Source organism: Gynuella sp. (assembly GCF_050297175.1).
In the GTDB taxonomy this organism is placed as follows: domain Bacteria; phylum Pseudomonadota; class Gammaproteobacteria; order Pseudomonadales; family Natronospirillaceae; genus Gynuella.
In genome coordinates this window covers 1-19,110 of sequence record NZ_JBNKSF010000022.1, presented here as the reverse complement: position 1 = coordinate 19,110, position 19,110 = coordinate 1, and the positions used below count along the sequence as shown (strand labels likewise).

Below are 19,110 nucleotides of genomic sequence, written 5' to 3'. Positions count from 1 at the left end.
AGTTTGAATTTGGATTATATTTGTCCCATCACCAGCTCAGTGTATATGAAAATCAGCAGCAAAACCCTGACTTCAGGTACACTGATTCTACGTCTGTGAAATCAAACAAAAATAAAAAGGAAGCTTGTTAACTTGAAATTCATTTCCAAAAAAAGTGTCGACCTCACCATTTTATGGATATTTTTTATCATTCCCTACACCTCGTCCACCCCGCCAAACACTCTCACAAACGCATGCTGTTCACCACCTTTTTTGGGTCGATACAATACCGCGCGGCGACCACGACCACTTTCCGCCAGCCCTTCACCAACTTCCTCCAGAATGTCGGCTGCGAGTACTCTCCGGCGAAAGGATTTTTTCTCTACCCCTGTCCCCAATAACTCTTCAAAAGCCTGCTGTAACTGAGTCAGGCTGAACGGGCTATCAATAATGTACGCCGGTAACATGGTATAACCGGTCTTATTGCGCAAACGCTCTCTGGCCATGGATATCAATTCGCTGTGATCAAACGCCAGGCGCTGCTCAGCGGCTTCTTCTAACGGCCACCAGCGCGCATCGCTGACCGGTGCGGCAATTGCCTGCGCCGGTGAATAAGGTATCAACGCCATATAAAGCACCGTTACCGACCAGCCTCGCGGATCACGTTTGTCATTGCCAACCGTGGCAATCTGCTCCAGGTGAGAGGTATCGACACCGGTTTTTTCCAGCAGCTTGCGCCGCGCCGTCGCTGACAGGTCCTGGTCCTGTCGCTGATTCACAAAACCACCTGGCAGCGACCAGCGTCCCTTGTGTGGAAAGTCCCCGCGTTTCACCAACAGCACCTGCAAACGCCCTTCTAGCAAAGTGAAGATGGCAACATCCACCGATACCAGCGGCAGCTCGTGATCATGAATATTGTAGTGCTGCAAAAATTCCCGTTCGGTCTTATAAGTACCCATTATAGTTTTCCGTCAGTGTTGGCAAAGACACTTGCTAATTAAGTGGCTATAAGCCAATATTAACATGTCGCCATGGCAGCACAAGCCGAGGCGAGTATTTAAATACGGGCAAGAGACAGACTCACGCCCATCCATACTTTGCAAGGATCTTGCGATATGACTCAAACATTCGATTTCGCGGTCTTCATCGGCCGTTTTCAACCATTTCATTCCGGCCACCTGAAGATTGTCAGAGAAGGCCTGAACCGCGCCAACAAACTGGTACTGCTGATCGGCTCTGCCTGGCAGCCACGTAATGCACGCAACCCCTGGACCCATCAGGAGCGAGAAGCCATGGTGCGTGCCTGCCTCAATGAGACTGAAAATACCCGTCTGCTGTGCCTGCCTCTGATGGATGTTCCCTACAATGATGAACTCTGGGTGCGCAATGTACAGGCAACCGTGAACGGCCTGGTCACCGCCCATCACACCACTCCACACCAACCTGCCAAAGTCGCTCTGATCGGCCACCGAAAAGATCAGACCGGTTTTTATCTGAATCTGTTTCCACAGTGGCACAGCATCAGTATTGAAAACTACCGCAACATCAGCGCCACACCATTGCGTGAACACCTGTTTATGACGACACCTGATAGCGCCATCAATACGATGCAAAACAACGAGCTAATTCCCGCTCCCGTAGCAGAATATTTATTACATTTTGTTGCGACTGAAGCCGGTTTTATGCAGGTACAGGAAGAGGTACAGTTCGTTCAAAAATATCAACAAGCTTGGCAATCAGCCCCCTACGCACCTACGTTTGTCACTGTAGATGCAGTGGTCGTGCAATCGGGCCATGTGCTGTTAGTACAACGCCGAGCCAACCCAGGCAAAGGGCTATGGGCACTCCCGGGTGGTTTCGTCAATCAGCATGAACGGCTGCAGGACGCCTGTCTTCGCGAACTGCGGGAAGAAACCCGCTTGAAAGTGCCTGCTCCGGTACTCAAAGGTTCAATCAAACGCTCGGCCGTTTATGACGACCCTTATCGTTCCACCCGCGGTCGCACCATTACCCATACCTTCCACATCGAACTGGCCCCCAATGCCGAACTGCCGAAAGTGAAAGGCGGTGACGATGCACAAACAGCACAATGGATTCCCCTGAGCAAGCTGAATCCGCAAACCATGTTCGAGGACCACTACTTCATCATCCAGGATTTACTGGGAACGGTATAAATTACGGATTGCCGGCTGTCGCTCTGGTCAATATGCATCGACGAAGCCCGGATTTTTTAATTAGTGGCGATTAGCCAAAAAATAATGATTGACAATATAGTGGCATAAAGACACTATATTAAACACAGGGCAGGAACTGCTCTGTCACTGACCGCATTAACTGTCGAAGATGCTGGATAGACCGGCATCGGACCCATGATGACTGGAGGATTTCCATCATGCAGAACCTGATTTTAAACACCGATTCCTACAAAACCTCTCACTTTGCCCAATATCCACAAGGCACCGAATACATTTCCAGCTACATTGAATCCCGCGGCGGCATTTTTCCTTCCACGGTGTTTTTTGGTCTGCAGATGTTTATTAAACAATACCTTACTACTCCAATCACCCAGGCCGATATCGACGAAGCAGAGCTCATTTGCACAACCCATGGCGTGCCATTTAATCGTGAAGGCTGGGCCTACATTCTCAATACCCATCAGGGCTACCTGCCACTGGAAATCGAAGCCGTCCCTGAGGGCGCAGAAGTGCCCACCAGCAATGTACTCGCACAGGTCATCAATACAGATCCAGCCTGCGCCTGGCTAACCAGCTATATTGAAACCGCGCTACTGAGGGCTATCTGGTATCCCACCACCGTGGCAACCATATCCAGAGCCTGCCATCAGATCATTGCCGGTTATCTGACCGAAACGGCCGACGATCTTTCCAGCCTGCCCTTCAAGTTACATGACTTTGGTGCCCGCGGTGCGAGTTCAGAAGAGACCGTCGCCATTGGCGGACTCGCCCATCTGGTCAACTTCATGGGAACCGACAGTCTTTCCGCCATCGTCGCCGGGCGTCGTTACTATGATGCCGAGATGGCCGGATTCTCCATTCCAGCCGCCGAACACAGCACCATCACCAGCTGGGGACGAGACGGCGAAACCGATGCCTATCGCAACATGCTCAACCAATTTGGTGGCAAGAACAAAGTAGTTGCCGTGGTCAGCGACTCCTACAACCTCTGGGCCGCTATCGATGATCTATGGGGCGGCGACCTGAAAAACCAGGTCGAAACCATGGGGGGCACCCTGGTGGTCCGCCCCGATTCAGGCAACCCGGTAGAAGTAGTACCACAAGCCATCGAACGCTTGATGGCCAAGTTTGGCAGCCACACTAACAGTAAAGGCTACCGGGTACTGCCTGACTGTGTTCGCCTGATTCAGGGTGACGGTGTTAATCCAGGCTCCATCAAAGCCATCCTCGAAGCCATGAAACAACAAGGAATCAGTGCCGAAAACGTATCGTTCGGTATGGGTGGAGAACTGCTACAGAAAGTACACCGGGATACCCAGAAATTTGCCATGAAAGCATCCGCCATCTGCATCAATGGCGACTGGAAAGACATCTACAAAGACCCGATAACCGACCACGGCAAACGCTCGAAAAAAGGCCGCTTGGCATTAATACGGGAAAACGGCGAGTACCAGACCGTTGCCAGAGATACCGTTCCAGCCAACGCCAACCAACTGGTCACCGTCTTTCGTAATGGTCAACTGATCACAGAGTACACGTTAGATCAGGTCCGCAGTCAGGTGTCTGCTAACTGAGATGGAATGACAGGATAAATACCATTTGGCTGTGACCGGATGTACTTGATGGTCGCAGCATTGGTTATTATATGGGCTTGGTGAGTTTGTTAGAGGGAGAGAACAGCGATCAATGATTGTGCTCGTAAGAAATGGTCGAGGAATATATGAACAACTGTGTCGATCAGATATTCCTTCCGTTCCTTGATGAAATCCAACAAATTGGGTTGCATTTTTACAACACAAACTGAAGAAAGGGACGCGTTTAAAAAACGGCCAATCACTCAGTCAGAGCAACCATATATCAATTAACAAAAAACGAACTGATACTCTCTATTTGTGAAAACTCATTACACGTACCCGTACCACCAATATTGACCTGCTTTCCGGCCATAAATGCAGCCAATAGCATTGCATACATAGAGTTATATGTTTCATCTTTTAAAGACAATGTATAGTCCCACGCACCATTAGTGGAGCAAGATGCCCGAGACGGAGCTGTCTCCAGCTTAATAAAAACAAAGTCACCCTGGTCATGATTCATCGCGATTTGCTGAATGCGAACATTCTTTATTTCACTTGCCTGAACAGAAAATGACATTATTAGAAAAAGACAAAAATATACGTACTTCATTGAGATTTAAACTCCGTAATTTTATGTAGTTGATAAGAGCTGATTTAAAGGAAGGATCAGATCCGTCTGACTGAGTCTTTATAACAGCATCACAGCTGCCTAACGGCATTCGCTTTCCAATAGCAATTAAATCGGCATGAAGATACCCAAAACCTATACGCTAAAGCAACAAAAACAAGAACTAATCGACAATAATTTTATCTCAGTAAAACATGATTAACTGCAATCAACATCGCTGCCATCAATCTATTTTCCCCTTGAATATCAGAAATGACATAATATTCCCACAAACCTGAGATATCTGAGTTATTTTGGTACTGGTGTGCGGCATACAGTTCACTTTCTGTTGGCTTTCTGTTCAAGTAACCCATATATAGCCGTTCAGTCACCACACTCTCATTAGAGTCAAACAAAGACGATGGTGTTTCATTAGCCACACAATTACTGGAAAAATATTCATCTGTTAATTTTAAAGCAGTTCTGAAAGCGGCCTTCTGATCTTTTATGTATGCATTTTTTGCGCTTGGTGCATTGCGAACGGCTTCGTAATATGTCTTAGCTGTAGATCTACACTGAATAACTCTTCGTGGTATTGTCACCGGAAACAGTACATCCCACACACCAAGCTCATCACACGAATCATTCAAGTTCTTTAAGAAGGCTTTATCGCACGAAAACTTCGATTTTCCTATTTTTCTATAGCATCTGTCGTGAGCATTACATGACCACTTAAAATCAGTATTCAGATTGTATTCATCCAGCCCCATATCCGAGCACCCATCTATCTCAAAAACGTAATCAGAGCATGCTTGTTCCGCATTCGAAAAAACACAGGAAACACCAGCAACGAATAAAACCAATATTCTTTTCGAGAAAACCATAAAAATTCCTTCTGAAAAACTTCAAAATTTATTTTATTAAAAAAAGTACCTTAATAACTTTTTCGAAAAATTTATTCAACCCTTAAATCCAACTCCATTCAACGATATTAGATACCCATCATAACCATATAGAGTCGATAGACTAAAAATAATCCTAAAGTCGGATATCGTAGTGCTTATCCAACCTACTCACAGACCAATCATCCACAACATTTCTTAACATGCGCCTTTAATTTTTTTATTGCCCAGTCGTAGTGACTGGAGGTGGCAGAGACACAATAGCTTCCAAGTGTGGTTGTGCCGGTCCAATCGTATATCTTCTTGGTAAACAGCTCTTCGTTGGAGAAGTTTTCTATTAACTGCAATACCGATTGATGACTTGCTTTCAGCATTTCCTTGGATTTTTCGAGTTTGGTTTTCTGGTGTTTCTGCCAGAACGCTACATTCATATCACCGTAGGTTTTCCAGTTGTATGGCTCCGGCAGGAAGTCGGCTTTTTTTCCGGCCATATTTGACTCTACCCAATGTATCAGTAGCTGATGCCATTCATAGAGGTGGATCAATACATCCCGAAGATTTTTATCTCGTTGCCAATGAGCTTCTTTTTTCTTCACATCATCTGAAAAATCAAACTCAGTGGTCAGAACGGTTTTTGTCATTGAATCAATGGTTCGCCAGAGCGTTTCGAAATTTGTGTTTGCTGCTTCGAGTAGTGCCTGTTTTGTAGTGGGTCTTGCCATGGGTATGATCTCCTTTGATGAGCAATTGTTTTTTTTATCGCCCCGCTAGTACCTGATTCCTTGTGCTGCACCTTGCGACTATTGTCAGCACTGCTTTCTCCATTCAAGATAATCTAAGTTACGATTATCCGGCTTTTTCATGACGACACTCCAATAGGCTCGCTTAGCCATCTCTGAGGGTGTTTCATGCCAGTATATTTCTGCAATTTCTTTAATGCTACGAGTCTTACACCACTGAGAATAATATGCATTTATAATCTCTCTGGCTCGCACAGAGTCTATCGCAAACCTGTGCGACAATTCCGAACAAGTCTGATCCAGCAAGTATGGCATAGTACACTCCATAGGCTCATGCCCGACATCCAATTCCTTAAGCCAATCCTCTATTGCAGCATGAAAGATGGTTCGGGCAATGCTCTGCGGCACTGTTGAAGTAATTACCAACTCACCTTGCGCTTCGAGTGCTTTCAACGTGTCGAATATTTTTTCGACGATGTTCTTATATTCCACACTCATTTCGATCATAAAATTAGCCCCCCACACAACGCTCCAAGAAAGACTGACGATTTTTAGCATCAGCGTCTCCTGCGCTCATGTATTTTTATAAACAAATTCAGACGTTGGGATATTTGCCATAAAATATGCCTTTTTCCCCAGAGGCAACTATACCTATCTCATCATATTTTTATTTAAACAACACCTACACATTCCACACCCTATCCAAAATAGCCCCGCTACCTAAAACCGCCAATACAAAGTTTAGCTTCAAATTGATTTCGCTCAGTTTCATATTTATACGCTCTCAAACCTGTTCCCTAAAGTCTCACTGTTGCCCCGGGCCGGGCTTTTCACGTAACATAGCCGCGCGCTGGCAAAATCCGGCGTCGGGATCGCAACCCCGCTTTAGTCACAGAGAGGCATTAGGCGTTCAGCGCCTGTGGTATGCCTGCGCACTCGCGCACCTGCCCGTTTTATGGCAGGTCGGCGGGCCAGTTTCGGCTGGGCCGCGTCTCTGTGAGCGGTTTGTTGCGACTCGCCGACTCTGCCCCCAAAACGTCATATGAATCCCTGTGAGGGGCAGAATCCATGCGATCACAGAGGAATCATATGCCATGACGACAGAGTCCACGCCCATCTCAAACCCTTCACCCAATATCTCTCAACTGGAACTGATCAGGCGCGATCTGTGTACAACGATCACCACGCTCAATGGTGGTCAGGCGATTGCACTGATGCTATCCGAATCGGATGACGAAACCACTGCCAATGTGGCCAGAGCAGCTTATGGTTTTTTGCAGCATTTGCATGTGCAGATGGACAGTATTTATTCCGCATTAGGCGATATCCAATAACCCGCTACGGGGTAATTTTTCATTCTGCATGGAGTCTCACTTATGCAAACAGAATCCGAAAGACGTTATCAGTCGCAGTTAAAGCTGATCGATTATCAATTGAATAAAATACAGGCCAAACTCAAGCAGTATGAATCCATCGGTTGTATTTTATTAAACTTTGAGAATGAGAAACGATCTGATATCGGGCGGGTGGTCATGAGCCTGATAACGGAAATTGACCGTCAAACCAGTGGCATTCAGTCAGCGGTAGAGAATTTAAAGCAGCTGCGATGAATGGCGCTGAATTGTCTTTCTGATATGGGTGTGGAGAGTGGTTGTGCCCTAAAAAAAACGCATCTGAACATGGGTTCAGACGCGCCTCTGATAAAATTTTGATCATGATCAACTGAGTTTGACTGTGCAGTTAGTGCACGGCACTCACGTCAGCTTTCACTGCTGGTTTTGGTGCAAACCAGATTATGAATGCCGCCACCACAAATATGACACTGATCACGATAAAAATATGGTTGGTTGCAATCATCACGCTTTCACGATGTAACAACATGTCAATAATACTCACGGCCTGTTCTTTGGGTGTTCCCGTTTGCGTCATTAATTCCATGGCAGCACCGGTTCGGTCTGTCAGTCCTGCAAGTTCTGCATGTACATAGGTGCTTTGGCTTTCCCATTGGGTATTCACCAGCGATGTCGCAAATGCGCCGGAAAGGGTGCGGATAAAATTCATCAGACCTGCAGCGGAATTCATTTCATGAAAGCCAACGGCACCCAATGCCACGGCGGTTAGAGGTACGAAAAACAGAGGTGTTCCCAAACCCTGAAATAACATCGGTACACTTATCTGGGCAAAGGTCATATCCATATTTCCGAAGCTGCGGAACAAAGTCCATCCTCCCAACCATAGAACCCCTACGAACACCATGGGCCGGGGATCAAATTTCGATGATAAACTCGCAATGGCCGGCGCAACAAACACCGCCAGCACTCCCATCGTCGCTGTAGCATAACCAGCGATGGTGGCGGTGTATCCCATGTACATTTGTAACCACAGGGGGGTCAATACGGTGATTCCAAAAAATGCACCAAACGCCAGTGACAATGTCACCATGCTGAAACTGAAACCTCGGTGTCGGAATATTTTCAGATCAACAATCGGATGCTTCTCCGTTAATTCCCAAATCAGAAAAGCCACAAATCCCAGCAAGGCAACGATTGCCAGAAAAACGATCCAGGTGGATGAGAACCAGTCCAGATCTTTTCCTTCATCCAGCATGAGCTGCAACGCACCTACCCAGACCACCAGCAAAATCAGACCGACTTTGTCGACACCCACTTTCTCGGTTTTGGTTTCAAATGAACGTAACAGTTTCCAACATAAAAAGGCTGCAATAATGGCAAACGGCGCTTTTATCAGAAAGATATATTCCCACCCTAACTGATCACACAATATCCCTCCCAGGATAGGGCCCATGATCGGTGCCACTAATGTCATCATACTCCAGATACCAATGGCTGCATGGGATTTGTTCGCCGGAAATATCCGAATCATCAGTGTTTGTGACAAGGGCATCAGTGGGCCACCACAGAATCCCAACAATATACGGAAAAAAACCAGCATCCCCATACTGGTTGATAAACCACAGGCAATGGAGAAAATTCCAAACAAAAAGAAACAGGTTACAAATACCCGAATAGAACCGAAGCGAGCCGCCAACCATCCGGTAAGTGGCACAGCAATCGCTTCTGCAACGGCATAAGAGGTAATCACATAGGTTCCCTGGGATGTCGTCGTTCCCATCGCACCTGCAATGTTGGAGACAGAAACGTTGGCAATCGTGGTATCTAAAATGGCCAGAAAGTTTGCCATTGCCAACACCAGTGTTCCCAATAAAAGTTGTATACCCGCCAGCGGCTTGGGACTTTCGTCAATCGCTGTTGTACTCATTATTCAACTTGCCTTAAATGTTGGTTCGCATCTAAATAAGACAACTCATTGGTCTGTGCCACCTGATCGTGGGTCTCTTCGTTCAAATGTACCTTCACTTCCATTGACAGCCCGACCCTCAGCGGATGTTTGCTCAAATCAACCGCATTGAGTTCTATGCGAACCGGAAGGCGCTGAACGACTTTAATCCAGTTGCCGGTGGCGTTCTGTGCCGGGATCAGAGAAAAAGCAGAACCTGTACCGCCGGAAAATCCAGACACTACGCCACGAAATACAATATCTTCACCATAAATGTCTGCCGTCAGCGTGGCGATTTGTCCAGGTTTGACCTGGCTGAGTTCTACTTCTTTGAAATTGGCATCGACATATATCTGATCGGTGGGCACCAATGTCATCAAAGGCTCACCAATTTGAACACGACGGCCCACCTGCACCTGGCGCTTGGCGATGACCCCGGAGATTGGCGCATAAATGACCGTTCTATCCAGATTCACCTGAGCTTGTTGATAACGGGCTTTGGCTGCCAGCACCTCGGGGTTGTTTTCAATATCGGCATTGATGATCTGTACTGCATTGGCCTTTTGCGCACCGATCGCACTGTTATAATTGGCTTCGCTCTGATGCAGGCTGGACTCAGCGATTTTCAAATCGGCCATTGCGCGGGTCAGTGCATTTTGAGCATTGGAAAGATCTTCTGCAGAAACCGAACCGGAATTCACCAGGCCTTTACGGCGATCAAAATCCAATCGCGCCCTGACCAGATTGGATTTGGCAGCATCCAATTGTGCAGCAGCACGTTCCTTATCGGCTTTTCGAGCCGCAATTTGTGCGGTCAGATTTTCATCCAGAGCCTGATATCCCTGTACCCGGCGGCGGGCCAGTTCCAGGTCGGCGGCGGCCTGTGCCAGCGCAATACTGGCGTCGGTGTCATCCAGGATGACCAGAACATCACCCTGTTGAACCTGCTGCGTATCGCTCACTCTTACATCTGTAACAATACCCCCCACAGCCGGTGTCACTTGTGCGGTTTCCACATTGGTATATGCGTTATCCGTGGAAATATAGTGCGAACTGATAAAATACCAATAGGCGAAACCGGCTCCTCCCGCCAATATCACGACCAAAAAAAATAATAAAAACATATTTCGACGACTGTTCGACAGAGCAGTTACATCCAACTCTTGAGAAGCTTCAGACATAGGATTCTCTCTTAATAATTTGACATTCAGGAATGCTCTGCGGCAAATCCGCCGCCAAGCACAAGTACCGTTTCAACATCGACAAATACAGCTTCAGACTGCAGGTTCACCAGATTTCGTTTACTGGATAACCAATTATCCTGAGCGTTCAGAACATCAAGATACCCCATCAAACCTCCTTCATAGCGTTGATTGACAATCTGATAGGCATCTCTGGCTGCTGCTTCAGCCTGTTGCATTTTTTTGATTCGTTGCTGCATAAACTTTCGTTGCGCTGAAACATCCGCCAGTTGTTGAAATGCCCGATTTACAACCTGGTTGTACGTGGCAACCGCCATGTTGTATTGAGCACCGGCTGCTTTATAACCGGCTTTAATGGCACCACCCTGGAATATGGGAAGATATATTGCTGGACCCACGCCCCCAGCCAAAGACCCGCCTAAATTCATGTACTCCAATCCCATTGCCTGAGAGCCGATATAGCCTGTTAAAGAAACATTGGGATAGAACCGCGCTTTTGCCACACCGATACGATGTGCCGCTGCTTCCGCCTGCCAGCGGGATACTGAAATGTCCGGTCGCCGGCCCATCAGATTTATTCCCACGTCATTTGGAATTCCGTAAGATGCATCCAGAATTAATACCGGTTCGGTTAATATCTCACCCTCGTCGGGCCCGGACCCTGTCAGTGCTGAAAGCGCATGTTTTTGAATCAGAATCTGTTGCTGTAGTTCAAGTAAGGATGACTCAGTTAACGCCAACGCCGCTTCTGCGCTACGAACAGAACCTTTATTCTCAAGCCCTTCCTCAAATCGCTTACGTGTTAGCTGCACAGTTTTCAGGCGAATATCTCTGGCTTCTGACACATTGGCCAGATTGGCGTACAACCTGGCGAGTTCAGCATATGCTTTGGTAATGGATGTGGTTAACACAAGACGTGCCTGGGCCTGTTCTGCCTGCGAGGCAAATACTTCTGACTTGGCGGCGGCAATCTGCGAACGGTTTTTACCAAACAGGTCCAGCTCATAATCAAAATTCAAGGTCGCACTGCCGAAGGTATTCCAACCTCTTGGCACAAACTCGTTACCATTGTGATAACTCAAACGGGTCTCGTTCATCGATGCGTTCGCCGACACCGATGGCATCATCGCCGCACCGGACTGTAGAACACCGGCCAGCGCCAGATTGATTCTGGCCTCTGCAATCTGCAGATTCGGGGATGCTTCGAGTGCCTGGGCAATCAACTGGTCCAGCTGATTGTCCTGATAGCGTTGCCACCAGAGGTCCTCCGGCCACAGGGAGTCGGTGTCTGTCATCACCGATTTCTCATAAGGTAGCTTGTCGACCATGCTGGTCTGGCTGAATTCTTCACCCGGAAGCGACACACAACCACTAACCAGTAATAAGGCCGCGAACAGGGCTAAATACTGTTTACGCAATGCTAAAACCTCTTGAATGGATGTTTTATATGAATTTAAAGGGGAAAGTTCTATAAATAACTGAACCGTTCAGTTTAGTTATAATATTGACATCGTTTTTAAAGTCAAGGATAAGAGAACCCCCTAACCGTGGAGCAGTATGATTAATGAGAGTTAAAAGTGAGTCTCGCCGCCTGGCCATCGTCGATGCCGCAAAACAGGTATTCAGTGAAACGGGGTTTGAGAGTGCTTCGATGAATGAAATTGCCCGCCGGGTAGGCTTTTCCAAAGCAACCGTGTACAACTATTTTTCTTCTAAAGAGGAAATTTTCTTGTCTGTCATGGAAACGTTCGCTCGCAGACAGCTGGCCGAAGCATTCAATACGTTGGAAGCCGAAAGCGATCTGCTCCCCTCATTGAAGAGCTTTTCAGAGTCTTACCTGCAATCCATTACCGAACCGGAAATGTTGGCACTGGAAAAAATTGTGGCGCATGAGGCCCATCGCTCAAAAATAGGTAAATTTTTCTACGAGCATGGCCCCAGAAGAGGATTAGCGAAGCTGGAAAATTTTCTGGAACAGCATATGAAAAAGGGGAACATTTATTCAGTAGAGCCTCGGGTATGCGCCCAACATTTTCTTTCCTTAATTGTCGCCGAATACTACACACCCCTGTTTCTGAACGCGATTGAACGACCAGATCTCGACGAGCTTAATGCCTCTGCCGCCAGAGCTGTCGATGTTTTTCTACGTGCTTATTGTCCCTGATATTTTTTGTGTCGGCGAAAATACAATTGACCTGTCTGAAGGTAGCCATCGGGTGTGCAAACGAACTAAACCCTTTGTATATCAAGTACCGGTTATCGGCCCTACAGTAACATCCACTCTCATCTCCGTTTGGTCTAAGAATCGGAGCGGTATCCAGTGAGCGGATAAGCAGCCTATGCGATTGACCGGAGATGCGGTCGACTCAACATGAGCGGTTTCTTCAGTACCATCCACCATACTATTTCGAGTGCGTTTGCGGGCAATCGCTTAGTTAGTTTCCAAGACACCACCGTACAAATGCACAACGTGATCGGGATTTAACGGAAAATGTCTGGTGATACGCATAAAAACTGCCCCGGCCTGGTTGATTAAGGTATCTATTTTCCGTTCCTGCGCCATTACCTCGGTGATACATCATTAAACATCATCAGAATCCCGGACATCCCGTGGTTTGATGATCCGCTGGCCACTTGCCCAGCAGCATTCTCCAGCAATCCTTTTTTATTCAAGTGGCATAAACGGTGTGGCCCTTCGGCTCCCGCTGTAAGGCGATGTACACGCCAGTCTTGCGAAATAAACTATTATCAAGATAACTTTATACATATTGTAAACCTCGATAAGAAACAGTTCAGAATACAAAACAACAAGCAGCTGTTCACTCGCCTTTCATACATCGCTACGATTCTTGGTCTGCACCTGGACAGTTCTCCCTACCCTTCTCAAGCAAACCTACTCTTCGCTGACGCCACAAGCTTAGTTCACTTCCTAACGGTTATGACGTCACCCACACATGCAACACCGTGAAAGTGGATCAGCCTCAGCAGCAAGAAACACAGAAAATATCTCAGCTATACGGGGTTCTCTCGATAATACCGAAGAACAATGAGTGCCCTGCCACTGGTATTTTTGAGAACAATTTTCAATAATTCCGGCAGTAACCCAAAGGAAGATCATATGAACACCAAAACAGTCCAACTGGTCCTGGTATCTGAACAACCGGGACAAAATCTTTGCCCGTTAATGGATCTTCGTTTGAAACCCGATGAAGTGATTTTGGCAGCCACACCCAACACTCCTTTCCAGGAACATCAACAGTGGTTAATGGAAGCCTGCAAACCAATGGGTATTCAGTGTACTCTGCTGGATCTCCCACAAGCCTGGCAGACCGAAGCACTACGTCAAACTTTTGAATCATTGGTGACACAACGCCTGGCTCTTGGCCACAAGCTGGTTTTGAACAGCACCGGCGGTTATCGACCGGTCGCCATCATTGCCCATGAGGTATTTTTTTATCGCGATCTGCCGGTGTTCTTTTTAAACAAGGACTGGGTGCGCTGGTTGAGCAACCCTGATCAACAAGCAGATTTTGCATTACAGGACAATGTTAAGCTGCCAGCATTTATGCTGGCTCATGGACTTAAAGTGGAGTCCATTTGTCGCTCACACATTCCAACAGAACAACGGGAACTGGCGCAAAAATGGCAGCGTCAGGCATCTGCCTACAGTCAGGCCATCGCCAAACTCAATTATTATGCCAGTCAGGCAGAAGGTCATTTGCAGTGCAACATACCACGCCACGAACTGCGTGGTGATCATATGTTCCTGGACATTCTGGACCAACTGAGCGCCACCGGTCTGGCAGACTTGCAGCAACAGCAGCTGACCTTCGCCAGTGAAGAGGCACGCTTTTTTGCCAATGGTGGCTGGCTGGAGGAACGGGTATTCAGCGAACTGTTTCAATTGCGTTCAGAGTTTCCACGCTTACAGGATGTAGCCCGCAGCGTTCAGGTCCGTTGGTTGGGCAGCAAACAAAAATCCTCGCTTCGCAACGAATTCGACGTACTGGCTCTGTATGACAATCGGCTGATCGTAATTGAATGCAAGACCGCGCTAATGGACTACCGCAATGCCCAGCATGTGGTGTACAAACTCGGATCCATGCTCAAACATCTTGGGGGATTCCGAACCACCGGCATGATTACCAGTTTCCATGATATTCATCCAAAGCATCACCAACGGGCAAAACTGTTTGATGTACAAATCTGCGATCGCCGCACTATCAGACAATTACGAAACCAACTGATTGAGAGACTACGTAGCCATGAATACTCGGTTTTTTAGGAAAAGATCTGAACCATTTCAGGTTTTTTGGGAGTCTGTGCCTGAATGGGCCACAGACTCCAAAGCCATTATCCATAACCACCTCAGCACCGTTCATTGCTAAGGGGCCTCAGAAAAAATAGGAATAGTTTTGATGCAGGCGAGGAAGCACCACTCGCAACACCACAATTTACCGGCGTAAATGAGGATGTGAGACGGGTGCTGACAAGGTTCTGCGCGAAAACGGGCCATTTTTCAGAGGTTCCCTAAGTCTCAGGTACTGGTTTCCAGGGTCATAACCTTGCAACCAAACAGTTTTTCCGCTGGCGTTTTGATCGTCTCACACAGTGTCAGCATGTGATCGGATTCATCAATCTGTTTAGCACCCTCACTGTAATCCAGGCCGATAAAGTACTTATACCAAGGTTCCATACCCAGGGCGTAAATAAACACCTGTCTGGGTTTAAGCAACTTGACCATTTCAATGGCCTGAGCCGAATCAGAACCATTCAAACGCCGTGATTCGCGGATCACTGGCGCCACTTTTTTGGTGTTCAGCGCGCCATACAGCCAGGTATACGGTGCCCCCACGCATTCCATGCCCACAGCGAAGACATCAGCATCCGCCAGCAGGGGTTGCATATGTCGATACAGATTAATGTCCGGATTGGCGGAATCAGCACCGAAGAAGCACTTCTTACCCCTCAGCTCAACCAGCCAGGCGGCCTTGCTGCGAATGTTCAGATCACCGTGTTCACCCAGGAACGGAATCGCGGTGATGCGGCCATGAGGGATATCGATCTGATCCAGATCCTCCATCTCCTCCACCGTGAACTTAAGCTGTTTGAGGATCAGTTTCATGGAAGGATCGGCCAAACTGCCACCATTATTTTTCGGCACCAGAATTTTGCCGGTTTTATAGCGCAACTGTAGCAAGGTCTCGATGTTGATATGGTCCTGGTGATTGTGAGTCAAACAGATGTAATCGATTTTCTCCGGCAGCTCACTGAAGCTCACCACGTCACTGGCATACTGATCACCCCGGCTCGCAATGACCGGATCGATCAGAATGCTGACATCCTCACTCTCGATCAGAAAACCGGCGTGCCCGGTATAGGTCAGCCGTATGCCAGAGGTCACCGGCTGGTGTTGGTGCTGACTGGGTGTATCGGTAAACAACTCTTCTACCGTTAAACCGCCACTGAGTTGCCGGCCGTCAAACAGCTCCTTAATCTGTTGTGATGATAACGGATATTCACGGGCGCGGCACAATGTATCCCAGAACGAATCATTGAACTCAGCATCCAGTTGCAGGTGGTTATCATCCGGCAGCCGTGGGGTACTGAACACGAATGGCCGGTCACCGACTTTGGAGATCAGACCAAGGGATATGGATTGCAGGTCGGGCCGATAATAGTGGCTGTTATACAACAGCGGTTCGATCAAGCGGTAACCGGGATTATGTTCCATGTCCATGAACAACTCCACGTAGCCTTTGAGTCCTTCAGGTACCTGTTCATAGAGATACTCGATGCTTTCACCGGTAACATGGCTGGCCATCAATTCATTCAGCTTTTTGATATCTGAAGACAGTGCGACCAGTTCACCACAATTATCTTCAATTTCAGCGATCAGCTGTTTGATGTCCTCCAACTGTTCTTCGGTGCAATCAACAAAATCGCCCCCCGTTAAGGCCTTATGCTCTTTGGCCAGAATATGCAGTTCATAATTCTTCACATAGGATTTCATGATCCGTCTGTGAGTGTTGGTCAGATGTCTGGCCGCCGTCGCCGGTGCTATCAGATATGGCCACGCATACCAGTGGTTAAACAATGGTTCGATATACACATCTTCTTTCAGGTAGTAACTGTCGCCCATAATAAGCGGATCCTTTTTATCAAAATGTATTCACTCGCCAATCACTTGGCGTGTTTTGTTCGGTTGTGTTTTGTTCGGTTGTGTCTGAGTTCTTTGCGCAAAATACCAGCAATTTTCCGTACACTTTCATCACGCATCATTCGGTGATGTTCGGTGTCCACTTTGTAGTGTTCATTGGCCGGAGCCCGAACCACCTTCATCCAGCTCTGAAAGATATCCCGCTGTAAGGTACCGGGACTCTTTGTGGCCGATATCAGCACCGATTTTCCGGTGATTGCAAAGGGCGGCACCGAGCGATCCACCGCGTTGAAGTCAATGCCAAAGCGCAGCGCAATGGCGATCTGTTCTACATCCATAAAATCATTACGCTGCTCCGCCACCAGATACTCAGCCACCATCTGAATCTGCCGCTCGATATGCTGACCATCTAACTGCTGTGCGAGAACATCAGGCAATGCGAACTCCGAAGAAGTATCCTCTTCGTCCTGTAACTCAATCTTCAACACATCCCGAAGATGTTCGAATTCAGTCTTTGGTGTACTGGTCAACTGACGCTCCAGCAATGCATCCATGACGATCAGGTTTTGTACGTCATCACCGGCGGCCGTCAGTCTGGCAGCCACCATGGCGGCGATATTGCCTCCGGCGGACCAGCCGGCAATGCGATATGGTCCTTTGGGTTGATAATGTCTGAGCCCCTCAATATAAAAATCACAGAGCTGACTGAACTGATGGAACGAAAACGCATGGCGATAGGTAAACGGTGCCTGCACCCCATAAACGGGACAGACATTTTCCAGCGCTGTTGCCAGGGCCGCATAACCGTCACAACGGCCACCAAACGGATGGAAAATAAATAACGGCTGGCCGTCATGACATTGGTTCAACCGGATCACACACCCCTCGCTTTGAGACAGCGCATCGGCTTGCAGGTGGGCAGCGAAGTCACGAATGGCAGGATATTCATAAATAGCTTTCAGGGTGGCTTCAATACCGGCGTTCTTCATCTCGGCCAGCGCTTTTAGCAGTAACAGCGAATGTGCCCCGAGTTCAAACACACTCTGACCCACACTGAGCCGGGAAGCCTCCACCGCCAGCAGATCCGACCAGATTGAAACCAGCCGGTTTTCCATGACAGTCTCCGGTGCCGCATAGTGAGCCTGCAAGCTCAGGTCTGCAGCCGGCAGCAGTTGTTTGTTGACCTTACCGTTCACGGTCACCGGCAGCTGCGGCAGCAGCACGAACGCAGATGGAATCATGTAGTGAGGCACACGGGTCATCAACTGAGAACGGATATCCTGAATCCAGTCTGTGTGCACGTCCGGCATTTGTTGCGGCACCAGATAGCTGACCAACATGCGGTTGCCCTGGGCATCATCCCGAACCACGGTACAACAAGCGGTCACCATCTCCAGAGCCAACAACTGATGATCAATCTCCCCGACCTCAATGCGGAACCCGCGAATCTTCACTTGATTATCCATCCGGCCAAGATAATCCAGGCGACCGTCCTCACGCAGGCGAACTTTGTCACCGGTACGGTACATCCGAACGCGTTGACCGTCGGCCAGGGTTACGAGCGGGAATTTTTCCTGACTCAGCGCCGGCTGGTTCAGATAACCACGCGCCAGACCACGGCCAGCGATGCACAGTTCGCCGCAATATCCGGCCGGTAGTAACTGCTGCCGGGTATCCATAACATATAGCTGGACATTATCAATCGGATAACCGACGTTGGGCGACTGCGCCCTGGTAATCAGGCTGTAACTGCTGTCCACCGTAGCTTCAGTCGGACCATAGACATTCACAAACACCCGTTGATGCTGTTCGCCATAACGGCTCAAGACATCCCACAACTGTGCATGAACCGCTTCGCCACCAATTAACAGATGTGGCAGAGGCTGCAATGCGGATTCAGCCTCCTGCAACACAATCTCCAACAACGATGGCGTGATATCCGCAACCGCAATGGCATGCTGTTGGAAATACTGCATCAGCTGAGCGGGCTGCAACCGCAGTGCTTCTGGCAGAATGTGCAGTGACACACCAAAGGCCAGTTGCGTGACCATTTTCAGCGAAGCATCAAACGCCAGTGGTGCATTTAATGCCCAGTTCTGACACTGATCGCCAAAATGCTGCTGCGCCATGCTGTGAATCCAGTGCGCCAGATTCATCAGGGCATGATGCTCGACCATGACCCCCTTGGGCTGGCCGGTCGAGCCGGAGGTATAGATTACATAAGCACGGTTCTGCGCTGACTGCTCCGGTAGTCGGGGGGGATTATCCAACGGCGAATCGGCCAGCCATGGAGCCGGCGAATCAGCTGCGCTCAGCGCCAGTACCGTCACATCGGCCAGGTCACCGAGATCATGCTGTTCATCTTCGACCAACAGCCAGGCCACGCCGCTGTCCTGGAGCATGTAGGTCCGTCGCGCCAATGGATAATCCGGGTCGATCGGCACATAAGCA

General features: G+C 48.3%; 16 protein-coding genes. 6 read left to right on the top strand and 10 right to left on the bottom strand.

Features of this window, described 5'->3' with window-relative positions:
- Positions 1–194 precede the first annotated feature (194 nt).
- Positions 195–938, bottom strand: coding sequence for an NUDIX domain-containing protein (locus ACQY6I_RS08530; RefSeq protein WP_428241054.1), 744 nt, complete (start codon positions 936–938; stop codon positions 195–197).
- Between the two features lie 156 nt (positions 939–1,094).
- On the opposite strand from ACQY6I_RS08530, the gene ACQY6I_RS08525 reads away from it, so the two are divergent.
- Both ACQY6I_RS08525 and ACQY6I_RS08520 read left to right on the top strand, forming a co-directional pair.
- On the top strand, positions 1,095–2,153 hold the full coding sequence (locus ACQY6I_RS08525; protein WP_428241053.1) for a bifunctional nicotinamide-nucleotide adenylyltransferase/Nudix hydroxylase: 1,059 nt from the start codon (positions 1,095–1,097) through the stop codon (positions 2,151–2,153).
- Positions 2,154–2,371: 218 nt separating this feature from the next.
- Entirely contained in the window at positions 2,372–3,748 is a 1,377-nt protein-coding gene (locus ACQY6I_RS08520; RefSeq protein ID WP_428241052.1) for a nicotinate phosphoribosyltransferase, read from the top strand.
- 283 nt (positions 3,749–4,031) lie between these two features.
- Here the strand turns inward: ACQY6I_RS08520 and ACQY6I_RS08515 are convergent, their stop codons facing one another.
- From ACQY6I_RS08515 to ACQY6I_RS08500, 4 genes are all read right to left on the bottom strand, one after another.
- Positions 4,032–4,361, bottom strand: a complete 330-nt coding sequence (locus ACQY6I_RS08515) for a hypothetical protein (protein WP_428241051.1) — start codon at positions 4,359–4,361, stop codon at positions 4,032–4,034.
- A gap of 197 nt (positions 4,362–4,558) precedes the next feature.
- Positions 4,559–5,242, bottom strand: coding sequence for a hypothetical protein (locus tag ACQY6I_RS08510; protein ID WP_428241050.1), 684 nt, complete (start codon positions 5,240–5,242; stop codon positions 4,559–4,561).
- A 200-nt stretch (positions 5,243–5,442) separates the two neighbouring features.
- Positions 5,443–5,982, bottom strand: coding sequence for a ClbS/DfsB family four-helix bundle protein (locus ACQY6I_RS08505; protein ID WP_428241049.1), 540 nt, complete (start codon positions 5,980–5,982; stop codon positions 5,443–5,445).
- A gap of 84 nt (positions 5,983–6,066) precedes the next feature.
- Positions 6,067–6,558: a hypothetical protein gene (locus tag ACQY6I_RS08500; protein ID WP_428241048.1), complete on the bottom strand. Its 492-nt coding sequence runs from the start codon at positions 6,556–6,558 to the stop codon at positions 6,067–6,069.
- 536 nt (positions 6,559–7,094) lie between these two features.
- Here ACQY6I_RS08500 and ACQY6I_RS08495 point away from each other — a divergent pair.
- The gene (locus ACQY6I_RS08495) at positions 7,095–7,334 is read left to right on the top strand and encodes a hypothetical protein (RefSeq protein ID WP_428241047.1); all 240 of its coding nucleotides are present in this window, start codon (positions 7,095–7,097) and stop codon (positions 7,332–7,334) included.
- 42 nt (positions 7,335–7,376) lie between these two features.
- Positions 7,377–7,610: a hypothetical protein gene (locus tag ACQY6I_RS08490; protein WP_428241046.1), complete on the top strand. Its 234-nt coding sequence runs from the start codon at positions 7,377–7,379 to the stop codon at positions 7,608–7,610.
- Positions 7,611–7,740: 130 nt separating this feature from the next.
- On the opposite strand, the gene ACQY6I_RS08485 is transcribed toward ACQY6I_RS08490, so the two are convergent.
- Genes ACQY6I_RS08485 through ACQY6I_RS08475 form a run of 3 tightly spaced genes read right to left on the bottom strand, consistent with a single transcriptional unit; the run spans position 7,741 to position 11,917 of the window.
- Positions 7,741–9,279 (bottom strand): DHA2 family efflux MFS transporter permease subunit, encoded by a 1,539-nt coding sequence (locus tag ACQY6I_RS08485; protein WP_428241045.1) that lies wholly within the window; start codon positions 9,277–9,279, stop codon positions 7,741–7,743.
- Positions 9,279–10,478 (bottom strand): HlyD family efflux transporter periplasmic adaptor subunit, encoded by a 1,200-nt coding sequence (locus ACQY6I_RS08480; RefSeq protein WP_428241044.1) that lies wholly within the window; start codon positions 10,476–10,478, stop codon positions 9,279–9,281. Before ACQY6I_RS08480 ends, ACQY6I_RS08485 begins: the two co-directional genes overlap by 1 nt.
- 26 nt (positions 10,479–10,504) lie before the next feature.
- The gene (locus ACQY6I_RS08475; protein ID WP_428241043.1) at positions 10,505–11,917 is read right to left on the bottom strand and encodes an efflux transporter outer membrane subunit; all 1,413 of its coding nucleotides are present in this window, start codon (positions 11,915–11,917) and stop codon (positions 10,505–10,507) included.
- 146 nt (positions 11,918–12,063) lie between these two features.
- Between ACQY6I_RS08475 and ACQY6I_RS08470 the strand changes: the two genes are divergently transcribed.
- Both ACQY6I_RS08470 and ACQY6I_RS08465 read left to right on the top strand, forming a co-directional pair.
- The gene (locus ACQY6I_RS08470) at positions 12,064–12,663 is read left to right on the top strand and encodes a TetR/AcrR family transcriptional regulator (protein ID WP_428241042.1); all 600 of its coding nucleotides are present in this window, start codon (positions 12,064–12,066) and stop codon (positions 12,661–12,663) included.
- Between the two features lie 954 nt (positions 12,664–13,617).
- Complete coding sequence (locus tag ACQY6I_RS08465; protein ID WP_428241041.1) at positions 13,618–14,784, top strand: Card1-like endonuclease domain-containing protein; 1,167 nt, start codon at positions 13,618–13,620, stop codon at positions 14,782–14,784.
- A 252-nt stretch (positions 14,785–15,036) separates the two neighbouring features.
- Here the strand turns inward: ACQY6I_RS08465 and ACQY6I_RS08460 are convergent, their stop codons facing one another.
- Positions 15,037–16,641, bottom strand: a complete 1,605-nt coding sequence (locus ACQY6I_RS08460) for an MBL fold metallo-hydrolase (RefSeq protein WP_428241040.1) — start codon at positions 16,639–16,641, stop codon at positions 15,037–15,039.
- A gap of 41 nt (positions 16,642–16,682) precedes the next feature.
- Positions 16,683–19,110 (bottom strand): amino acid adenylation domain-containing protein (locus tag ACQY6I_RS08455; RefSeq protein ID WP_428241039.1); only part of this gene is annotated, 2,428 nt, incomplete at its 5' end.